17 protein-coding genes are annotated in these 21,046 nt (G+C 39.2%); 14 read left to right on the top strand and 3 right to left on the bottom strand.

Annotated features, from left to right (window positions below; translation table 11 throughout):
* Positions 1-128 precede the first annotated feature (128 nt).
* Positions 129-569: a YwiB family protein gene (locus MMB68_RS19365; RefSeq protein WP_014457736.1), complete on the top strand. Its 441-nt coding sequence runs from the start codon at positions 129-131 to the stop codon at positions 567-569.
* Complete coding sequence (gene argS / locus MMB68_RS19360; protein ID WP_221785882.1) at positions 566-2,236, top strand: arginine--tRNA ligase; 1,671 nt, start codon at positions 566-568, stop codon at positions 2,234-2,236. The genes MMB68_RS19365 and argS overlap by 4 nt, the downstream gene beginning before the upstream one ends.
* A 31-nt stretch (positions 2,237-2,267) precedes the next feature.
* Here argS and uvsE read toward each other — a convergent pair whose 3' ends face one another.
* Both uvsE and cls read right to left on the bottom strand, forming a co-directional pair.
* Complete coding sequence (uvsE, locus tag MMB68_RS19355) at positions 2,268-3,221, bottom strand: UV DNA damage repair endonuclease UvsE (RefSeq protein WP_221785881.1); 954 nt, start codon at positions 3,219-3,221, stop codon at positions 2,268-2,270.
* A 24-nt stretch (positions 3,222-3,245) separates the two neighbouring features.
* Complete coding sequence (cls, locus tag MMB68_RS19350; RefSeq protein ID WP_260507032.1) at positions 3,246-4,442, bottom strand: cardiolipin synthase; 1,197 nt, start codon at positions 4,440-4,442, stop codon at positions 3,246-3,248.
* Between the two features lie 195 nt (positions 4,443-4,637).
* Here cls and MMB68_RS19345 point away from each other — a divergent pair, with 195 nt between their 5' ends.
* The 9 genes from MMB68_RS19345 (at position 4,638) to MMB68_RS19305 (ending at position 17,898) form a co-directional block, all read left to right on the top strand.
* On the top strand, positions 4,638-6,749 hold the full coding sequence (locus tag MMB68_RS19345; RefSeq protein ID WP_221785880.1) for a (Fe-S)-binding protein: 2,112 nt from the start codon (positions 4,638-4,640) through the stop codon (positions 6,747-6,749).
* Between the two features lie 104 nt (positions 6,750-6,853).
* Positions 6,854-8,017, top strand: a complete 1,164-nt coding sequence (locus MMB68_RS19340) for an acetyl-CoA C-acetyltransferase (protein WP_221785879.1) — start codon at positions 6,854-6,856, stop codon at positions 8,015-8,017.
* Between the two features lie 15 nt (positions 8,018-8,032).
* The gene (locus MMB68_RS19335) at positions 8,033-8,887 is read left to right on the top strand and encodes a 3-hydroxybutyryl-CoA dehydrogenase (RefSeq protein ID WP_221785878.1); all 855 of its coding nucleotides are present in this window, start codon (positions 8,033-8,035) and stop codon (positions 8,885-8,887) included.
* A 12-nt stretch (positions 8,888-8,899) separates the two neighbouring features.
* Entirely contained in the window at positions 8,900-10,027 is a 1,128-nt protein-coding gene (locus MMB68_RS19330) for an acyl-CoA dehydrogenase (RefSeq protein WP_144633615.1), read from the top strand.
* An 11-nt stretch (positions 10,028-10,038) separates the two neighbouring features.
* Positions 10,039-11,172 (top strand): acyl-CoA dehydrogenase, encoded by a 1,134-nt coding sequence (locus MMB68_RS19325; RefSeq protein ID WP_013059833.1) that lies wholly within the window; start codon positions 10,039-10,041, stop codon positions 11,170-11,172.
* Positions 11,173-11,199: 27 nt separating this feature from the next.
* Positions 11,200-11,844 carry a TetR/AcrR family transcriptional regulator gene (locus MMB68_RS19320; RefSeq protein ID WP_014457745.1) on the top strand — a complete coding sequence of 215 codons (645 nt, stop codon included), beginning with the start codon at positions 11,200-11,202 and terminating at the stop codon, positions 11,842-11,844.
* On the top strand, positions 11,841-15,083 hold the full coding sequence (gene icmF / locus MMB68_RS19315; protein WP_277448479.1) for a fused isobutyryl-CoA mutase/GTPase IcmF: 3,243 nt from the start codon (positions 11,841-11,843) through the stop codon (positions 15,081-15,083). The genes MMB68_RS19320 and icmF overlap by 4 nt, the downstream gene beginning before the upstream one ends.
* 350 nt (positions 15,084-15,433) lie before the next feature.
* Positions 15,434-15,970, top strand: coding sequence for a DNA-directed RNA polymerase subunit delta (rpoE, locus tag MMB68_RS19310; protein ID WP_013059830.1), 537 nt, complete (start codon positions 15,434-15,436; stop codon positions 15,968-15,970).
* 320 nt (positions 15,971-16,290) lie between these two features.
* Positions 16,291-17,898, top strand: a complete 1,608-nt coding sequence (locus MMB68_RS19305) for a CTP synthase (RefSeq protein ID WP_014457748.1) — start codon at positions 16,291-16,293, stop codon at positions 17,896-17,898.
* A 38-nt stretch (positions 17,899-17,936) separates the two neighbouring features.
* Here the strand turns inward: MMB68_RS19305 and MMB68_RS19300 are convergent, their stop codons facing one another.
* Positions 17,937-18,467 carry a DUF2529 family protein gene (locus MMB68_RS19300; protein ID WP_221785876.1) on the bottom strand — a complete coding sequence of 177 codons (531 nt, stop codon included), beginning with the start codon at positions 18,465-18,467 and terminating at the stop codon, positions 17,937-17,939.
* A gap of 237 nt (positions 18,468-18,704) precedes the next feature.
* Between MMB68_RS19300 and MMB68_RS19295 the strand changes: the two genes are divergently transcribed.
* The 3 genes from MMB68_RS19295 (at position 18,705) to fsa (ending at position 20,943) form a co-directional block, all read left to right on the top strand.
* Positions 18,705-19,079: a response regulator gene (locus MMB68_RS19295; RefSeq protein ID WP_087944205.1), complete on the top strand. Its 375-nt coding sequence runs from the start codon at positions 18,705-18,707 to the stop codon at positions 19,077-19,079.
* Between the two features lie 224 nt (positions 19,080-19,303).
* A complete protein-coding gene (locus tag MMB68_RS19290) occupies positions 19,304-20,161 on the top strand; it encodes a class II fructose-bisphosphate aldolase (RefSeq protein WP_129705480.1) in 858 nt (285 codons plus the stop codon).
* Positions 20,162-20,298: 137 nt separating this feature from the next.
* The gene (fsa, locus tag MMB68_RS19285; protein WP_221785875.1) at positions 20,299-20,943 is read left to right on the top strand and encodes a fructose-6-phosphate aldolase; all 645 of its coding nucleotides are present in this window, start codon (positions 20,299-20,301) and stop codon (positions 20,941-20,943) included.
* Positions 20,944-21,046 lie beyond the last annotated feature (103 nt).

Raw genomic sequence — 21,046 nt, 5'->3', positions numbered from 1 at the left:
AAACACAGTGAAAAAGGAATTCTCGGCGTATCTATCATATTTCCTTTGAAGTATTATTGAATTCTTTCTTTAGAATGTTTATACTATTTAAGTTATAACGTATTCATTTTAATAAGGAAGTGTCTTTTGTGAGTAACGCTTCAGAAGTCAAGAAACCCATTGAAGTTAAAATTGTGACGGATATCCGCGATGGTCACCGAAAAGAGACAACATCGGTAAATGCAAAAGGTATGTATTATGAAAAAGGATCGAAAATTTATCTTACATACACAGAGCGCCAAGAGGAAATCGGAGATATTAGAACAATGGTGAAAATTAGCGAAGATGAAGTATCAATTAATCGAACCGGTGCTGTTCAAATGAAGCAATCGTTTCGTAAAAAGGTACAGATCGAAGGAACTTATATAAGCCCTTATGGACGTATGGATTTACTAACATTCGCTCATAACATTGAATATAAACAAATGACTCAAAAGGGTCGGTTATTTTTAACGTATGATCTAGAAGTACAGGGTCAGCCTACCGGGAAATATGCGTTAACCATTACATTCAAGGAGGAGAAAAAATGAACATCGTCGAACAAGTGCAGCAAAAATTAAAAGCTGAAATTCAAGATGCTGTGGTCAAAGCAGGACTTGCTGAAAAAGCAGAACTTCCAGAAGTTCTATTAGAAACCCCAAAAGATAAAACACATGGTGATTATTCTACCAATATGGCTATGCAGCTAGCTCGTATTGCCAAAAAAGCACCGCGTGTTATCGCTGAAGAGCTTGTAGCAAACTTCGATAAATCAAAAGCATCTATCGAGAAAATTGACATTGCAGGCCCTGGATTCATCAACTTTTATATGAATAACTCTTATTTAACAGAGCTTATCCCAACGATTGTAAAAGCTGGTGAAGCGTACGGTCAAACAAACGTAGGGAACGGACAAAAAGTACAGGTTGAGTTTGTTTCAGCTAATCCGACAGGGGATTTACATTTAGGACATGCCCGCGGTGCTGCAGTTGGAGACTCATTATGTAATGTTCTTGAAAAAGCAGGTTACGATGTGTCACGTGAATATTATATCAATGATGCTGGTAACCAAATTAATAACCTGGCTTATTCAGTAGAAGCACGCTACATGCAGGCTCTTGGTTTAGAGAAAGAAATGCCTGCAGACGGCTATCATGGTGCGGACATTATAAACATCGGAAAAGAGCTAGCAAAAGAGCACGGAGACAAGTATGTAAATGTTTCTGAAGAAGAGCGTTTTGAATTCTTCCGTCAATACGGGTTAGATTATGAGTTAGCTAAATTAAAGCGTGATCTTGAACAGTTCCGTGTGAAATTTGACGTATGGTATTCTGAAACGTCTCTTTATAAAAATGATAAAATCTCAGTTGCACTTGAAACGCTGAAAAAACAAGGCCATGTATATGAAGAAGAAGGTGCTACGTGGTTCCGTTCTACGACATTTGGTGATGATAAAGACCGTGTGTTAATTAAAAATGACGGTTCATTTACGTACTTAACACCAGATATCGCGTATCATCAAGACAAAATTCAACGCGGATTTGATAAGCTAATTAACATTTGGGGAGCCGATCACCATGGATATATTCCTCGTATGAAAGCGGCGATTCAAGCGCTTGGTTATGAAAAAGATACGCTTGAAGTAGAAATTATTCAAATGGTTCAACTGTATCAAAATGGCGAAAAAATGAAGATGAGCAAACGTACAGGTAAAGCAGTAACAATGCGTGATCTAGTAGAAGAGGTAGGCCTTGATGCAACTCGCTACTTCTTTGCGATGAGAAGTGCGGATACACATTTAGACTTTGATTTAGATTTAGCTGTTTCTCAATCTAATGAAAATCCTGTATACTACGCGCAATATGCTCATGCCCGTATTTGCAGTATTCTTCGTCAAGGTGAAGAGATGGGGATTCAATCAACATCTGGCACTGACCTTTCATTAATTAGTGCAGAAAAAGAAATGGAACTGCTGAAGAAAATCGGAGAGTTCCCTCAGGCCGTAGCGGAAGCAGCAACAAAACGTATTCCACACCGCATTACGAACTATGTATTTGATCTTGCTTCTACGTTCCATAGTTTCTATAATGCAGAAAAAGTATTAGACAGCGATAATGTAGAAACAAGTAAAGCGCGTATTGAACTAGTGAAAGCTGTTCAAGTAACGCTTCAAAACTCCTTAAAACTAATTGGTGTTTCAGCACCTGAAAAAATGTAAAAAAAAAAGAGCCTCTTGGCTCTTTTTTTGTTTAAAAAACAAGCGTGGCACCTCCCGTACGCTTTACTCCTCTCATTGATACTAAATCTTCTACTAATTTTAGCAGCGCTTTATCTTTTAACTTTGCTTCAATCATTACGTCAAAATCTTGTCCGATATCTTTAGCTATTTGCAAAAAAGGTGCGATAAAATCAGTTGAAACATAATCAGAGTGACTTCTAAATTCTTTTTCAGATTTAGGAGAAGAGATATGTACTTTTGGTTTTAACCCGATATGTTTCCACGTGTCAAAGATACGAGGGAGCAATAATGAAAGAGGTTCTTCTCCTTCATTTGCTTTGTGGTGGTGATAGTCAAATAGGAGAGGGACTTTCTCTTTTTCGCATACAGCTAATGTTTCTTCAGTCGTGTATGTTTTATCATCATTTTCAAGAGTCATGCGCTTTTTAATGACAGGTGGCAGCGTTTGAATGTTTTCATGAAATCGACCGATCGCTTTTTCTTTATTGCCATAGGCTCCTCCTACATGAATATTAATAAGAGCTTGATCGGCCACTCCCATCGCTTCAAGCATTCTATAATGATAGTCCATGTCTTTTACCGCATTTTCTGTAATATGTTTTTTGTCGCTTGTAAATAATGTGAACTGATTGGGGTGAAAACTTACGCGCAGCTGATGATTCCGAATCAATTCTCCTATCTCTGACCAATCGTCTTGGAACGCATCAATGTAATTCCAATCTACTTCAGGATGAGTGGCTAAAGGGACAAGAGAAGATGATAATCGATACAGCATAATTTCATGGGCAATATTAAAATGTAAAGCGCGCTTAGTATGATTCAAATTTTGTTTTGTGACGTAATGAAGCTTATCCAGCCTCTCGTCTTTTTTCATTTTTTCCCATCTAGTAAACGTGAGGGTTTTCGCGGGTGAGCAGTCCCAAAGCGACAGGGCATGTGATACATAGCCAAATCTAATTTTCATGATAAATTTTCCTCTTTTCGTTCATTAAAGTAACGGAGAAATAAAGGTTGCAAATCCTTGCTTTAGTTTTTCACTCCATTTTCGGTTTTTGACATCTTCTAAAGACAAAATTGGGCATTCCCCCATACAAGCTTTAAAGCTGTTCTTTACCTCTTCAATGTATGTGGCATCGTAGATTAAACAGTTGATTTCAGCGTTTAAGAACAAGCTTCTTTTATCAAAATTAGCCGTTCCTACATCGCAGATAACATTGTCTGCAATTAATACTTTTGCGTGGTAAAAACCGTAATAATATTGATAAATCATGCAGCCTGCTTGAAGTAATGTAGGAAGATAGGCAAATGCAGCATGATGAACAAGCGGTTGATCTGCACGCATTGGAATCAAAATATGAACTTGTACTCCCCGTGCGCGAGCTTGCAGTAACGCATTCATCAAAGGTTCACTTGGAATAAAATAAGGGGTACCTATGTACAATTCCCTATTGGCTTGGTTGATAATCGATAAAAAGCTTTCTTCAAGTGAAAAACCTTCAGTCGACTGTAGCTGAATAACATAGTCTCCTTCAGAGGTTGGTGGAAAGTACCTTTCCACTTTACGCAGGTCTATGCCGGTAGCAGCATACCAGTCGCTCAACAGCTGCATTTGAAGATCTTGGATACCTTCACCTTCCATACGCAGGTGGTAATCTTTCCACACCCCAAGCTTGGGGTCGAGTCCTAAATATTCTCTTCCGATATTAAAACCGCCAATGTAGCCAACTTTCCCATCAATAACGGCCATTTTACGGTGATTACGTGCGTTGAGTGTATAAAACAAATAAGGCCACCGTAGCGTTCGACTGTAAGCAAAATGAACACCTTGTTTTTTTAAGAATGCAATTTTGTTTTTCTTGATTTTATAGCTTCCCACACGGTCTACCAATAACCGGACTTCAATATTTTGCTGTGCTTTTTGGACTAGTAAATCTAAAAAATCTTGGCTAATTTCATCATTTTGTACGATGTAAAACGATAAATGGATAAATGAAGAGGCATTTTCTATTTCATGAAATAAATCTTTATACAAGACATTCCCGTCTGCGAACAAAAAAAGAGAAGCACGGCGCTTTGGAAATGTGTTTTCACCCTGAGAAAATACTTTCTTTCCAACGCCAAGGTCAATTGCAAGCCAAGCAATAAAAATAATAAAAAGTAAAATTACAACCATGCCGCTCATCATGTCACCTCTTTTCCCGATGTAAATACATTTTATGTTGTTCTTAGTGTCACCTTGTTTAAATAGAATATGAACAAAAGAACGAAAAGATATTGACTGAATGCTCATTCATTATATACAATGAAAACAGATATATTATCAGAAAATTTAGTCGTCAGGAGGAAAGAAAGGTAACAAATTATTTAAGGAGGGGACGAGATGACAGGGTTGCTGTGGGTGAATTTTCTCTTTTTTATTATTGTAACCGCTTACGCTGTTTCTTTGTTTGTATATTTAATTCGCACACGCATTGAGTATATTCAATTAGGGAAAAAAGTAGAATTTGATCAGCGGTTAAAAGAAAGGCTGCAAAAAATTTGGGTGAACGTGTTTGGACAAAAGAAGCTGTTAAAAGATAAAAAAAGTGGAATTATGCACGTCATGTTTTTTTATGGGTTTATTTTAGTTCAGTTCGGCGCGTTAGACTTCATTATAAAAGGTTTGCTTCCAGGTAAACATTTGCCGCTTGGACCTTTATATCCCGGCTTTACATTTTTTCAAGAAATTGTGACGTTTTTGATTTTAGTAGCAGTTGTCTGGGCTTTTCATCGTCGCTATGTAGAAAAGCTTGTGCGTTTAAAAAGAGGGTTTAAATCTGGTTTAGTACTGATTTTTATTGGAGCGCTTATGCTTTCAGTGCTTGTTGGAAACGGTATGTCAATCATCTGGCATAATCATGAACCGGCTTGGACAGAACCGATTGCGTCATCGATTGCCATCTTGTTTAAGGGAATCAATGACGTTGCCGCTATCTCCATTTTTTATGTTTCATGGTGGATTCACTTAGCGGTGTTATTGACGTTTTTAGTATATGTTCCTCAATCAAAACATGCTCATTTACTGGCTGGACCGGCCAATGTATTTTTTAACCGTGTTTCTAAGCCAGGTAAGCTTGAAAAGATTGATTTTGAAGACGAGACGCAGGAGACGTTTGGGGTTGGAAAGATTGAAGAATTCACGCAGCATCAGCTTATTGATTTATATGCCTGTGTGGAATGCGGTCGCTGTACGAATATGTGTCCGGCAACGGGTACAGGGAAAATTTTATCTCCAATGGATTTAATTTTAAAGATGCGCGATCACTTAACAGAAAAAGGAGCAGTTGTGACATCTAAGGCTCCTTGGGTTCCTACGTATGCATTCTCTAAAACAAAAGGAAATCAACTGGCGATGATGGCGGCGGGCCAAGGCGGAGAAGAAGCCGCAGCAACAGCGGAATATAATCCCGCTTTAATTGGAGAAGTCATTACGGAAGAAGAAATTTGGGCATGTACAACGTGCCGAAACTGTGAAGATCAATGTCCCGTAATGAACGAGCATGTAGATAAGATTATAGATTTACGACGTTTTTTAGTATTAACCGAAGGAAAGATGGACGCGGATGCTCAGCGTGCCATGACGAATATTGAGCGTCAAGGAAACCCTTGGGGATTAAATCGAAAAGAGCGTGAAGAATGGCGACATGTAAGAGAAGATGTTCACATTCCGACTGTTAAAGAAGTAAGTAAAGCGGGTGAAACGTTTGAGTATTTGTTCTGGGTAGGTTCGATGGGATCTTATGATAACCGCAGCCAAAAAATCGCTCTATCGTTTGCAAAGCTTCTCAATGAAGCGGGTGTTTCATTTGCGATTTTAGGAAATAAAGAAAAAAATTCTGGTGACACGCCGCGCAGGTTGGGCAATGAATTTTTATTCCAAGAGTTAGCTTCTAAAAATATCGCTGAATTTGAAAAAAATGAAATCAAAAAAATTGTTACGATTGATCCACATGCTTACAATATTTTTAAAAATGAATATCCAGATTTCGGTTTTGAAGGAGAAGTGTATCATCACACAGAATTATTAGCTATGTTGGTGAAAGAAGGTAAGCTGACACCAAAACATGCGGTTAATGAAAAGATTACCTTCCATGATTCCTGTTATTTAGGAAGATATAACGAAGTATACAGTCCCCCAAGAGAAATTTTGAAAGCGATTCCAGGTGTTAGTTTGATTGAAATGGATCGCAACCGTGAAAATGGTATGTGCTGTGGAGCAGGAGGAGGGTTAATGTGGACGGAAGAAACGACCGGCCAGCGCATTAACGTAGCGCGCACGGAACAAGCCTTAGCCGTTAACCCAAGCATTATCAGTTCAGGTTGTCCGTACTGCTTGACGATGCTAAGTGACGGAACAAAAGCAAAAGAAGTAGAAGAAAAAGTTCATACGTATGACGTAGCAGAACTGCTTGAAAAGTCAATTTATGGCGACGTGCAAGAACAGCTTTCATAAAGGAGAAGTAGAGATGGTATTCATCTCTACTTTTTACAGAAAGGAAATTGAGCAAGCGTTCAATCAGCAAGGACAAAGATTAGGAAAAAGAGGAGGAAACAATAGTGGGGAAAACAGTTATTGTGAGTGCAGTTCGAACACCTTTTGGAAAATTAGGTGGCAGCGTAAGCGGACTAAAAGCGGCAGAACTAGGCGGGAAAGCGATTCAAGCAGCATCAAAGGGACGTACAGAAATTGATTCCGTTATTATGGGGTGCGTGCTGCAAGGAGGCCAAGGACAGCTACCTTCTAGGCAAGCCATGCATTATGCAGGTTTACCGTGGCAAGTAGAGACGGAAACCATTAATAAAGTTTGTGCATCGGGCATGCGCAGTATTACAACTGCTGATCAGCTGATTCGATTAGGAGAAGCAAAAACAATCATTGCAGGTGGAATGGAATCGATGAGTAACGCGCCGTATCTTCTTCCAAAAGCAAGATGGGGATTCCGTATGGGAGATAGTGTTGTGACGGATTTGATGGTTCATGACGGTTTGACATGCAGCTTTACAGGGGTTCAAATGGGTACGTATGGAAATGAAATAGCTTCTGAAATGAATATTTCCCGAGAAAAGCAGGATGAATGGGCGCTTCGCAGTCATCAGTTAGCGGTAGAGTCAGAAGAGAAAGGGAGATGGATCGCAGAAAGAATTTCAGTTGATATTCCGTCTAAAAAAGGAACGATAACGGTTCAAAAAGATGAAGGACCAAGAAAAGATACGTCGATAGAAAAACTCTCGTCTCTTCGGCCTGTATTTGGCCACAGCGGAACCATTACAGCAGGAAATGCACCTAGCGTAAATGACGGAGCAGCTGCGCTCATGCTAATGGATGAAGATGTGGCAAAAACAAATGGCTATGAGCCGTTGGCTACGATTATAAACCATACTTCTCTTGCGATGGAGCCAAGGGAATTTCCGAAAACGCCTGGGTTTGCTATTAACAAGCTACTGCAAAAAACAAATAAGACAGTAGACGATATTGCGCTGTTTGAAATCAATGAAGCTTTTTCAGCAGTAGCGTTGATGAGTATGGAGATTGCAGGGCTTCCGGCTGAAAAAGTAAATGTGAACGGCGGGGCTGTGGCACTTGGACATCCAATTGGCGCAAGCGGCGCCCGTATTGTTGTCACGCTCATTCATGAATTAAGACGACGAGGCGGCGGTCTAGGCATTGCTTCTATTTGCAGCGGCGGCGGCCAAGGCGATGCCATCATGGTAGAGGTGTAAAAGGGGGATATCAACTTGAATATTGAAACAGTTATGGTTATTGGAGCAGGTCAGATGGGGGCAGGCATTGCACAAGTATTTGCTGCGAGCGGATATCAAGTTTCTTTGTATGACGTTGATCAAAAAAATACACAAAAGGGAATAGAAGGTATTGATAAACGTCTGAAAAAACAGGTGGGAAAAGGTTCTCTCTCAGCTAAGGAATATGAAGGGATTATGGAGCGCCTTCACCTGGCAAATGAAATAACGGCAGCACAAAAAGCAGATTTAATCGTCGAAGCGGTTGTGGAAAAGATGGAAGTCAAACAAGCCATTTTTGCGGAGTTGGATTCGTTAGCCCCGAGTCATACTATTTTAGCAACCAACACGTCTTCGCTTCCTATTACTGAAATTGCAGCTGTGACCACTCGACCTGAAAAAGTAATTGGCATGCATTTTATGAATCCTGTTCCGGTGATGAAGCTCGTTGAAATTATTAGAGGGCTGGCTACTAACGATGAAGTGTATCAAGCAGTCTATGAAACAACGAAAAAATTAAATAAAACCCCGGTGGAAGTTCATGATTTTCCAGGGTTTGTTTCAAATCGAATTTTAATGCCAATGATTAACGAAGCTGTGTTTACGCTCTATGAAGGTGTAGCAAACGAAGAGGATATTGATCAAGTCATGAAACTAGGAATGAATCATCCAATGGGACCTTTGACATTAGCAGATTTTATCGGCCTCGATACATGTTTATTTATTATGGAAACGCTTCATAAAGGGTTTGGTGATGACAAATATCGTCCTTGTCCATTGCTTAGGAAATATGTAAAGGCAGGGTGGCTTGGTCGAAAAACAAGAAAAGGATTTTTTACGTACGAAATATAAAGGAGTGGCGAAATGATCTTTTTTACGTCTGAACAACACATGATTAAAAAGATGGTAGCTGATTTTAGTGAAAAAGAAGTCGCTGCGGCTGTGCCAAACATGGAAAAGGGCGAATTTCCTCGAGGTTTATTAAAGCAGATGGCTGACCTTGGCCTGATGGGCATTCCCGTTCCTCAAATTTACGGAGGGGGCGGACTGGACTTTGTGTCCTATATGATTGCCATCCACGAAATATCAAAAGTAAGTCCAGCCCTGGGCGTCATTTTGTCTGTTCATACTTCTGTAGGTACGAATCCTATTGTCGTATTTGGGACGGAAGATCAAAAACAAAAGTATGTAAAAAAACTGGCGACAGGTGAATATTTAGGTGCTTTTTGTTTAACAGAACCTAGTGCAGGGTCTGATGCTGCGAGCTTAAAAACAAAGGCAGAACGAAAAGGAGACCACTATCTTTTAAATGGCTCAAAGCTTTTCATTACAAACGGCGGAGAAGCGGATACGTATATTGTATTTGCTAAAACGAATCCCGAACGCGGGTCCAGAGGGATGAGCGCTTTTATCGTTGAAAAGACCATGGAGGGATTTTCAGTAGGAAAAGATGAACATAAGATGGGCCTTCACGGTTCTCGAACGGTTCAACTGCACTTTGAAAATATACAGGTGCCCGTAGAAAATCGTCTTGGAGAAGAAGGTGAAGGCTTTCGAATTGCTATGGCTAATTTAAATGCAGGAAGAATTGGTATTGCTGCTCAGGCGGTAGGAATTGCTGAAGGTGCGTTAACGGCAGCTAAAAACTATGCAAATGAACGATATCAATTCGGAAAACCGATTTTATCTCAGCAGGGTATTGCCTTTAAGCTGGCTGATATGGAAACGGCTGTTGAATCAGCGAAGCTTTTAATGTATAGAGCCGCTTTTTTATATGATCAAAAACTTCCTTGTAAAAAAGAAGCCTCAATGGCGAAATTATTTGCTTCCCAAACGGCCATGAATGTAGCAATCGATGCGATTCAAGTTTTGGGAGGCTATGGTTATATGAAAGATTATCCAGTAGAGAGGTATTTTCGTGACGCCAAAGTATGCGAAATCTACGAAGGTACAAGCGAAATTCAGCGCATCGTCATTAGCAGTCAATTATAGGGGGAATAATCATGTTTTTTAAACTTTCAGAAGAACACGAAATGATTCGAAAAATGGTGCGGGACTTTGCCAAAAACGAAGTGGCTCCGACAGCTGCACAACGAGATGAAGAAGAGCGTTTTGACAGAGGAATCTTTACGCAAATGGCTGATCTAGGATTAACAGGTATTCCATGGCCGGAGCAATACGGAGGAATTGGCAGTGACTATCTAGCTTATTGCATTGCTGTTGAAGAACTGTCTAGAGTATGTGCATCAACAGGTGTTACTTTGTCGGCTCATACTTCTCTTGCCGGCTGGCCAATCTATACATTCGGAACAGAAGAACAAAAACAAAAATACCTGAAACCTATGGCAACAGGTGAGAAAATAGGTGCTTATGGGTTAACCGAACCGAGTGCTGGATCAGACGCAGGAGGAATGAGAACGCTCGCTGTAAAAGACGGAGAAGATTATATTTTAAATGGTTCTAAAATCTTTATTACAAACGGCGGCGAAGCGGATATTTACGTCGTATTTGCTCGCATCGACCCCAATGAAAAACGCACGAGCGCTTTTATTATTGAAAAAGATATGCCCGGATTTTCAGTTGGTAAAAAAGAAAAGAAACTGGGCATTCGCTCTTCACCTACCACAGAAATTATTTTCGAGGACTGCCGTGTTCCAAAAGAAAATTTGCTGGGAAATGAAGGAGAAGGATTTAAAGTTGCGATGATGACACTAGATGGCGGCCGAAATGGCATTGCAGCGCAGGCTGTAGGAATTGCTCAGGGGGCGTTAGATGCGGCCGTAGCTTATGCCAAGGAACGTCAGCAATTTGGTAAGCCAATTATTTCTCAGCAAGGAATTGCGTTTAAGTTAGCCGACATGGCCACGAGTATAGAAGCTGCAAGACTGTTAACCTATCAAGCCGCTTGGCTGGAGTCCCAAGGGCTGCCATATGGCAAAGAATCAGCCATGTCAAAATTATATGCCGGGGATACCGCAATGAAAGTAACGACAGAAGCGGTTCAAGTATTTGGAGGGTACGGTTATACAAAAGATTATCCAGTAGAACGTTTTATGAGAGATGCAAAAATCACGCAAATTTATGAAGGCACACAAGAAATTCAGCGTCTCGTCATTTCTAGGTATCTTGCCAAATAAAACACTTGTTGTAGGAGAGGTGAAAAAATGAAAAAGAGAGAAGTTCTCACATCTATTAAAGATGAAAAGCTGATTGTAGAGCGTCGTAATCAAATGATTAAAGGGGCCGTCACGCTATTTAAGGAAAAAGGTTTTCACCGAACAACAACAAGGGAAATTGCCAAAGCCGCTGGGTTCAGTATCGGTACACTTTACGAATATATTCAATCTAAAGAAGATGTTTTATATCTTGTATGTGACAATATTTACGATGAAGTGAGAGAGCGATTAGAAGAGATGGTCGTGGATCGTTATACAATCGCTGAGCTTCAACAAGCGATTCAGCACTATTTTAAAGTTGTGGATGAGCTTCAAGATGAAGTATTAGTCATGTACCAAGAAGCGAAATCACTGTCTAAAGATGCGCTTCCATATGTATTAAAAAAAGAGCTGGATATGGTTGAGATGTTTAAGGTTATTATCGAAGGCTGCGTAGAAAACAATCAATTTGCACTTACGGATAAAGAAATTTCGCTGTTTGCTCATCATTTATTTGTTCAAGGTCAGATGTGGGCATTTCGCAGATGGTGGCTGCAAAAGCATTATTCATTAGAAGAATATACAAATATGCAGTTAGATTTTTTACTTAAAAATTTTTCATTTCAACAACTTTGTGAGGGGGAGACAGTTTGAATACAAGCAAAAGACCGCTTCGTTTTTTAACCGCTTCTAGCCTGTTTGACGGCCACGACGCGTCCATTAATATTATGAGACGAATTCTTCAAGCCAAGGGGGTAGAAGTCATTCACCTGGGACATAACCGATCTGTTGAAGAAGTTGTTAACGCTTCCATACAAGAGGATGTTCAGGGGATTGCCATTTCTTCTTATCAAGGCGGCCATGTAGAATATTTTAAGTATATGTACGATTTACTCCAAGAACAACAGGCTTCTCATATTAAAATTTATGGCGGAGGAGGAGGGGTCATTATTCCGAGTGAGATTCAAGAGCTTCATGATTACGGCATTTCTAAAATCTTTTCTCCGGAAGATGGACGAAAAATGGGGTTAGAAGGCATGATTCAATTCATGATCGATGATTGTTATTACACAAATCCCCCTGCACTGCCGAAGGATCGAACCTTAACGCCAGCTAATGACCGTTTAATTGCCCAGCTTATTACATGCGCTGAAAATGAAGCCTATGAATACACAAAAGAGCACGCAGCTGCTCTTGAAGAAATCCGAGAAAGTGTAATCGAAAGCGAGACGGATCAAAAAATACCGGTCATTGGAATCACAGGAACAGGAGGAGCGGGGAAAAGTTCGCTTACGGATGAATTAGTAAGAAGGTTTATTGAACATATTCCAGATATTCATGTAGCTGTCTTATCCGTTGATCCAACTAAACAAAAAACCGGAGGAGCGCTTCTTGGGGATCGAATTCGCATGAACATCGCAGCGTCTCCTCGTGTGTATATGAGAAGTTTGGCCACGCGTTCATCTGGACATGAGCTATCGGCCGCCATTCGAGATGGAATTGCCGTCGTGAAAAAAGCGGGTTTCGACATTATCATTGTCGAAACAAGCGGCATCGGGCAAGCTGATGCTCAAGTCAAAGATATTGCAAACGTCTCTCTTTATGTAATGACAAGCGAATTTGGCGCGCCGTCGCAGTTAGAAAAGATTGAAATGATTGATTACGCAGACTTTATTGTAATCAATAAATTTGAAAAAAAAGGTTCCGAAGACGCAAAAAAACAAGTGCAGCGTCAGTATCAGCGCAATCATCAGCTGTTTGAAAATAATCTCTCTACCATGCCAATTTACGGAACAATTGCGAGTCAGTTCAACGACGGGGGAACAAATATTTTATTCGAAGATCTTGTAAATCATCTGCATCAAACATGCCGTACGTCTTGGCACGTAGAAAAATCATCAGAGCGCGTAAGTGAAAAGAAATATACCATCATTCCTAATGATCAACAGCAATATTTACAGGAGATTGTAAACAGCGTTCGCTCTTATCACCGCAATGCGGATGTTCAAGTGCAAACAGCGCGTAAATTTTATCAGCTAGAGGGTGCTCTGGAAGAAGTGGAAACAGAAACAGCCAAGCAAGAGCTCACTCAGCTAAAGGAGAAATATCAAAAACAGCTAACGGCTGAATCAATTGAAAAGCTGGAAAACTGGCCGAAATTAAAAAGTCAGTATGGGCAAGAAGAACTTATTACAAAGATAAGAAATAAAGAAATTAAAACCTCTCTGCAAGTTGATACCCTATCAGGACTGCGTATTCCGCGCGTGGCCCTTCCAAAAGTTAAAGAATACGGGGAAGTTCTTCGTTTTCTTTATAAAGAAAATGTGCCAGGTGCGTTTCCTTATACAGCAGGTGTTTTTCCGTTCAAACGAAAAGGTGAAGATCCTAAGCGTCAATTCGCAGGCGAAGGAACACCAGAACGAACAAATCGCCGCTTTCACTATTTGTCAAAAGATGATGAGGCTAAGCGTTTAAGTACAGCGTTTGATTCTGTAACGCTTTATGGAGAAAATCCGGATCCAAGGCCGGATATCTTCGGGAAAATTGGCGAAAGCGGCGTAAATGTCTGTACGCTTGATGATATGAAACTCTTGTATAAAGGATTTGATCTTTGCCATCCGTCGACTTCCGTTTCGATGACCATCAATGGGCCGGCTCCAATATTACTAGCTATGTTTATGAATACAGCTATCAGTCAGCAGGTGGAAAAGAAGGAAGAGGAGCTGAAGCGTCCTTTAACAGAAGAGGAATACGAGGACGTAAAATCGGGTACGTTGAAACAAGTGAGAGGAACCGTTCAAGCGGATATTTTAAAAGAAGACCAAGGACAGAATACGTGTATTTTTTCCACAGAATTTGCATTAAAAATGATGGGAGATATTCAGCAGTACTTTATTGACGAGAAAGTGCGCAACTATTATTCTGTTTCTATTTCAGGCTATCATATTGCTGAAGCAGGAGCGAATCCAATTTCTCAGCTCGCGTTTACATTAGCCAACGGTTTTACGTACGTGGAATATTACTTGAGCCGAGGCATGCACATTGATGATTTTGCTCCTAATTTATCTTTCTTCTTTAGTAATGGACTTGACCCTGAATACACGGTTATTGGACGTGTAGCGAGAAGAATCTGGGCAATTGTGATGCGTGATAAATACGGCGCGAATGAACGCAGTCAAAAGCTTAAGTATCATATTCAAACATCCGGCAGATCGCTTCATGCACAGGAAATTAATTTTAATGATATACGTACGACGCTGCAAGCCTTAATGGCTCTTCATGACAACTGCAACTCTCTTCATACCAATGCGTATGATGAAGCAATTACAACACCGACAGAGGAATCTGTACGAAGAGCGATGGCCATTCAATTAATCATTACAAAAGAGCATGGATTAACTAAAAACGAAAATCCACTACAGGGCTCTTTTATTATTGATGAACTAACAGACTTGGTAGAAGAAGCGGTCTTGGCTGAGTTCCAACGCTTAAATGATCGAGGCGGCGTTTTAGGTGCGATGGAAATGCAGTATCAGCGAGGTAAGATTCAAGATGAATCGATGGAATATGAGATGCAAAAACATACGGGAGCTTTACCTATTATAGGAGTAAATACGTATATTAATCCAAATGAAGAGGAAAATTCCTCGGTTGATGACATGCAGTTAGCCCGCGCATCAAAAGAAGAAAAAAATCATCAAATTAATCAGCTTCAGAAGTTTCAACAGCAGCATGAAGAAAAAAGAGAAGATGCGCTGAAAAGGTTAAAGAAAGCTGCAACAGAAGGAGAGAACATTTTTAAAGAGTTAATGGAGACCGTTAAAGTAGCCAGCTTAGGAGAAATTACGCGAGCTTTATATGAATGCGGTGGGCAATATCGCCGAAATATGTAATAATGTATCGTTAGTATATAGTGATATATTAAAAGCCGAGATGACCGTTTGTTGGTCGTCTCGGCTTTTATAGACCTAACCCTAGCAGAGTCAGAATAACTGATGGTGAATTCCTTTTGGTTAAAGGATGCTGTTGGCGTATTAAGTAGAATGTATTATAGTGATAAAATGTCTATTTTTTTGTTGTTTTATGCGAAATTCTCGAGAATTTTAGAAACGAGGCTAGCATAAATGTATTGAATTTGTTTATAATGAATGGTATGTATTTATTCGTTTCCATCATTTACACATATGATGAATTGATTTAATAGATTTTCGATATACATAGCCATAGAAAGGATGTGCCAGATTTGAGTTTAGCACAGTACTCAAAAACGGATTTAAAAGAAATGTCGATGATTGAGATTGCTTATGCGCTTCTAGAAGAAAAAACAGATCGTCAAGCAATGTCATTCCAAGAAATTATTGCTGAAATTAAAGCAGCAGCTGAAATGTCAGATCAAGAATTAAAAACGAGATTAGCTCAGTTTTATACAGATATTAATATTGATGGTCGCTTTTTAACAGTAGGGGACAACCACTGGGGTCTTCGTGGGTGGTATCCTTTTGACCAAGCTGAAGAAGAAGTTATTCCGGTTGCAAAACCTAAAAAGAAAAAAGCGAAAAAAGCTGTTGTTGAAGAAGTTGAAGATTTTGATGATTTAGAAGAAGATTTGGATTATGAAGATGTTGATGATCTAGACGAAGAAGAAGATTTTGAAGACATTGACGAGCTAGAAGAAGATGAAGATGATCTTGCAGAAGACGATTTTGACGATTTAGAAGATGATCTAGACGATGATGAGGAAGACGAAGAAGAAGATTATGAGGACGAAAAAGAAAAATAATCCTTCTTGACTTTTTCAAGCGAAGTAGGTAGAATCTTTTTTGGGCTCTTTAAACAAGCATTTAAAAAGTTTTTATTTAAAATAGACTATTGCTCCCAATCCAGTTTTGGTATTGGGAGCAATTTTTTTATTTTATCTATCCATGTTTTACACCCCGATATGTTCTTATAAATCCTTGATAGAAACTTTCTTTTGGTTCTTGAACGTTTCACATTCATAAGGTTTCTTATAATTTCGCATGCACAATGAATGAATTGTGATTGTTTATGTGAAAACTTTTAATATTGTACAGTTCAAATTATTTAGAGGGGGAAGTATAGATGACAAAGTATATTTTCGTAACAGGCGGTGTTGTATCATCTCTAGGAAAAGGGATTACAGCAGCTTCTTTAGGCCGTTTATTAAAAAACCGTGGGTTGAACGTAACGATTCAAAAGTTTGATCCATATATTAACGTAGACCCAGGAACAATGAGTCCATACCAACACGGTGAGGTATTCGTAACGGATGACGGCGCGGAAACAGACTTAGACTTAGGTCACTATGAGCGTTTTATCGATATCAACTTAAATCGCTACAGCAACGTAACAACAGGTAAAGTATATTCAACAGTATTGAAAAAAGAGCGTCGCGGTGATTATTTAGGCGGAACAGTTCAGGTTATTCCGCACATCACAAATGAAATTAAAGAACGCGTTTTCCGTGCAGGTAAAGAAACAAATGCGGACGTTGTTATTACTGAAATCGGCGGAACGGTAGGAGATATTGAATCACTTCCTTTCCTAGAAGCTATTCGTCAAATCAAAAGTGATATTGGCCGTGACAATGTTATGTATATCCACTGTACACTTGTGCCATATTTAAAAGCTGCTGGTGAAATGAAAACAAAACCAACACAGCATAGTGTAAAAGAGTTACGTAGCTTAGGCATTCAGCCAAATGTTATCGTTGTTCGTACAGAAATGCCAATTTCTGAAGATATGAAAGACAAGCTAGCTTTATTCTGCGACATTGATCCAAAAGCGGTTATTGAGTGTGCAGACGCTGAAACATTATATGAAATTCCACTATCTCTACAAGAACAGCACCTAGATCAAATCACATGCGATCATTTGAAATTAGATTGCAAAGAAGCAGAAATGACTGAGTGGAAAGCACTGGTTGAGAAAGTAAAAGGACTTTCAAATACAACAAAAATTGCATTGGTTGGTAAGTATGTAGAGCTTCAAGATGCTTATATTTCTGTCGTAGAAGCAATGAAACATGCTGGATATGCATTCGATGCAGATGTAAACATCAAGTGGGTAAACTCGGAATTCGTAACAAAAGAAAATGTTCAAGATTTACTTGGTGATGTAGATGGTATCTTAGTTCCAGGTGGATTTGGTGATCGTGGAATTGAAGGTAAAATTGTAGCAACACAATATGCACGTGAGCAAAAAGTTCCATTCTTAGGTATTTGCTTAGGTATGCAGCTGGCATCAGTTGAGTTTGCGCGTAATGTATTAGGCTTAGAAGGCGCACATTCAGCAGAAATTGCACCTGAAACAAACTATCCAATTATCGACTTATTACCAGAACAAAAAGACGTAGAAGACCTAGGCGGTACACTGCGTTTAGGACTATACCCTTGTAAATTGTCTGAAGATACGCTTGCATATGAAGCATATCAAGATGAAGTGGTATATGAGCGTCATCGTCACCGTTATGAATTTAATAACGAATACCGTCAACAAATGGAAGAGAAAGGCTTTATCTTCTCTGGTACAAGCCCAGACGGCCGTTTAATTGAAATTGTAGAGCTAAAAGACCACCCATGGTTCTTGGCTTCACAATTCCACCCAGAGTTTACTTCTCGTCCAACTAGACCGCAACCATTGTTCAAAGAATTTATTCGCGCATCAATGGAATCAAGCCAAAACAAATAAGTGAAATAAAAACACGCTGTCTTTAGACAGCGTGTTTTTTATTCATATTCTTCTACGATTTCTTTTAATGTGAAAGTTAAACCGTAGTATGCGTATAAAGCGACCATCATTGCTGGAAAACCAAATCTTGAGCCGTCTTCTCCAGGAATAAGCGGCTTTAACAATTTTGTATCAATATGAGCATCTGCGAGTGCTGTTAAAGAAGGTTCGGCTATCTCTTTAGGAACAGCAGCAATGCTAACAAATGGAATATCGTGTTTCTTTAAACGTTCAGCTATTTCCACTGCTTTATTATCTGTTGAAAATCGAGAGACGAGCAGTACGCGATCAACGCTAGTCAGCTGATCTAATTCATGTAAAGACAAAGCTTTTGCCTGACTTAAAGGTTCTGCACTGCTTAGTGCTTCAAGCGTAATGGCGTGCATTTCTTCTACGCCATAAATATAAATAAATCCTTCTCCGACAGAGGCTTGTGCTAAAATACGCGCGGCATCTTCAAATTGGAATTCTTCTTGTTCTTCAATTCGTTTAAAAAAACCTGAAAGTTGAGTTGTGAAAATTTTAAGCATAGAATCTCCCTTCGATTTAAGCGGCTAAAGCCGTCTATCTACACATTATAACGAAAAAAGCTATCTGTATTCTATCTTGAAATGAGCTACAATGAAAGTAAAGTGCAATGAAGTTGGATAGATGACAAAAAAAGCTATGTTTTGTAACAATTTCTCTAATTAGCAGGGATTTTTGTTTTAAAGGCGAAATACATATGTTAGTTTTGTCTGTAGAAGAGGAATATAAAAGGTGGGATTATATTGGCAGAGAAAATTTTAATTGTTGATGATCAGTATGGTATACGTATTTTATTAACGGAAGTGCTGCAAAAAGAAGGCTATACGACATTTCAAGCGGCGAACGGCTTCCAGGCGATTGATATTACAAAAGAGCAAGCACCGGATCTTGTCTTATTAGATATGAAAATTCCAGGAATGGATGGAATTGAAATTTTAAAAAGGTTAAAGCAGCACGATGAAACGATTAAAGTCATCATTATGACCGCTTATGGTGAATTGGATATGATTCAAGAAGCAAAAGATTTAGGAGCATTAACACACTTTGCAAAACCGTTTGATATTGATGAAATCCGAAAAGTTGTTAGGGAATATATACCAGTAAAGTCGAATTAAGGTTTTGGTAGGGTTTTCATCCTAACAAATTTTGAATATCAGCCTAAAAATGTTGCTGTTTTCATTGTTAGTTGGTATCCTAATTACTGTATTCATAATTCGACAATCTATTATGTAAAGATGCGCTTTGTTTCTACATGAAACACTCAATTCAAGAGCATACTATTTGAGTGTGCCTTTTGGTTAGCATCTAATCTAAGGTTGATTTTAAGGAGGATTTCAATATGCCTTTAGTATCAATGAAAGAAATGCTTATTACAGCAAAAGAACAAGGCTATGCAGTAGGTCAATTTAACTTAAATAACTTAGAGTTTACTCAAGCTATTCTTCAAGCAGCAAAAGAAGAAAACTCTCCAGTTATTCTTGGTGTATCTGAAGGTGCAGCACGCTACATGGGCGGTTTCAAAACTGTTGTAGCAATGGTTGAAGCTCTAATCGAAGATTACGACGTTCAAGTACCAGTTGCAATTCACTTAGACCACGGTTCAAGCTTTGAATCATGTGCAAAAGCAATCCATGCTGGATTCACTTCTGTAATGATCGATGCTTCTCACCACCCATTTGAAGAAAACATTGCAATTACTTCTAAAGTAGTTGAACTAGCTCACTTCCACGGAGTATCTGTAGAAGCAGAACTAGGAACTGTTGGTGGACAAGAAGACGACGTTATTGCTGAGGGCGTTATCTATGCAGATGCTAACGAGTGTGAAGAACTTGTTAAACGTACAGGTATCGATTGCTTAGCTCCAGCATTAGGATCAGTTCACGGACCATACAAAGGTGAACCAAACCTAGGTTTTGCTGAAATGAAAGAAATCGGAGATCGTACAGGCTTACCATTAGTTTTACACGGTGGAACTGGTATTCCTACAAAAGATATCCAAAAATCAGTTTCTTTAGGTACTGCTAAAATCAACGTAAACACTGAAAACCAAATTGCTTCAGCTAAAGCTGTTCGTGAAGTATTAGCTGCGCAACCTGAACAATATGATCCACGTAAATACTTAGGACCTGCTCGCGAAGCAATCAAAGAAACGGTTCAAGGTAAAATGCGTGAATTCGGTTCTTCTAACAAAGCATAATTTGAAATCTTCGGATTGCCTGTTTGCAGTTAGTTGAGTCTGAAAAATAAAACCGTCTTATTTTTATTGTAAGGCGGTTTTATTTTTACTATAATTTTCTTATCATTCTGAATACATAACGTAGGGAGATGGCATTCATGAAGTTTTTTATTGATACGGCTAATTTAGACGAAATTAAGGAAGCGCATTCATTGGGTTTGTTAGCGGGGGTTACAACAAATCCTAGTTTAGTAGCTAAAGAGAACATCACGTTTGAAGATCGTCTTCGTGAAATTACAGAATTCGTTGAAGGGTCTGTAAGTGCAGAAGTGATTGCGCTTGATGCAGGAGGCATGATTCGCGAAGGAAAAGAGCTTGCTGCGATCGCGCCGAATATCACAATCAAGGTACCGATGACTCCAGATGGCTTAAAAGCAGTAAAAGAATTTACTAGTTTAGGTATTAAGACAAACGTTACGCTTATTTTCTCAGCTAACCAAGCGTTAATGGCAGCAAGAGCAGGTGCTACTTACGTATCGCCTTTCTTAGGAAGATTAGACGATATTGGTTTTAATGGTCTCGATTTAATCTCAGATATCGCAGATATTTTTGCGATTCATGACATTCCATCAGAAATTATTGCAGCATCTATTCGTCATCCGATGCACGTAACAGAAGCTGCAAAAAATGGAGCACATATTGCGACAATTCCTTACAAAGTTTTAATGCAATTGTTCAAACATCCGTTAACAAACGCAGGGATTGACCAATTTTTAGCAGATTGGGAAAAGCGAAATGTCTAAACATGTATAAATTTGTGTGGCATTTACCATCCTGACAGGTGAATGCCATATTTTTCTTTTATCTTGTCGAAACTATACATGATTTTTTCATTTTCGTGTACAC

The sequence above is a fragment of the Priestia sp. Y58 genome (genome assembly GCF_029522095.1).
GTDB classification, from domain to species: domain Bacteria; phylum Bacillota; class Bacilli; order Bacillales; family Bacillaceae_H; genus Priestia; species Priestia megaterium_E.
Note: the sequence above shows the minus strand (reverse complement) of the source record. Positions and strands in the feature narration are given on the sequence as shown.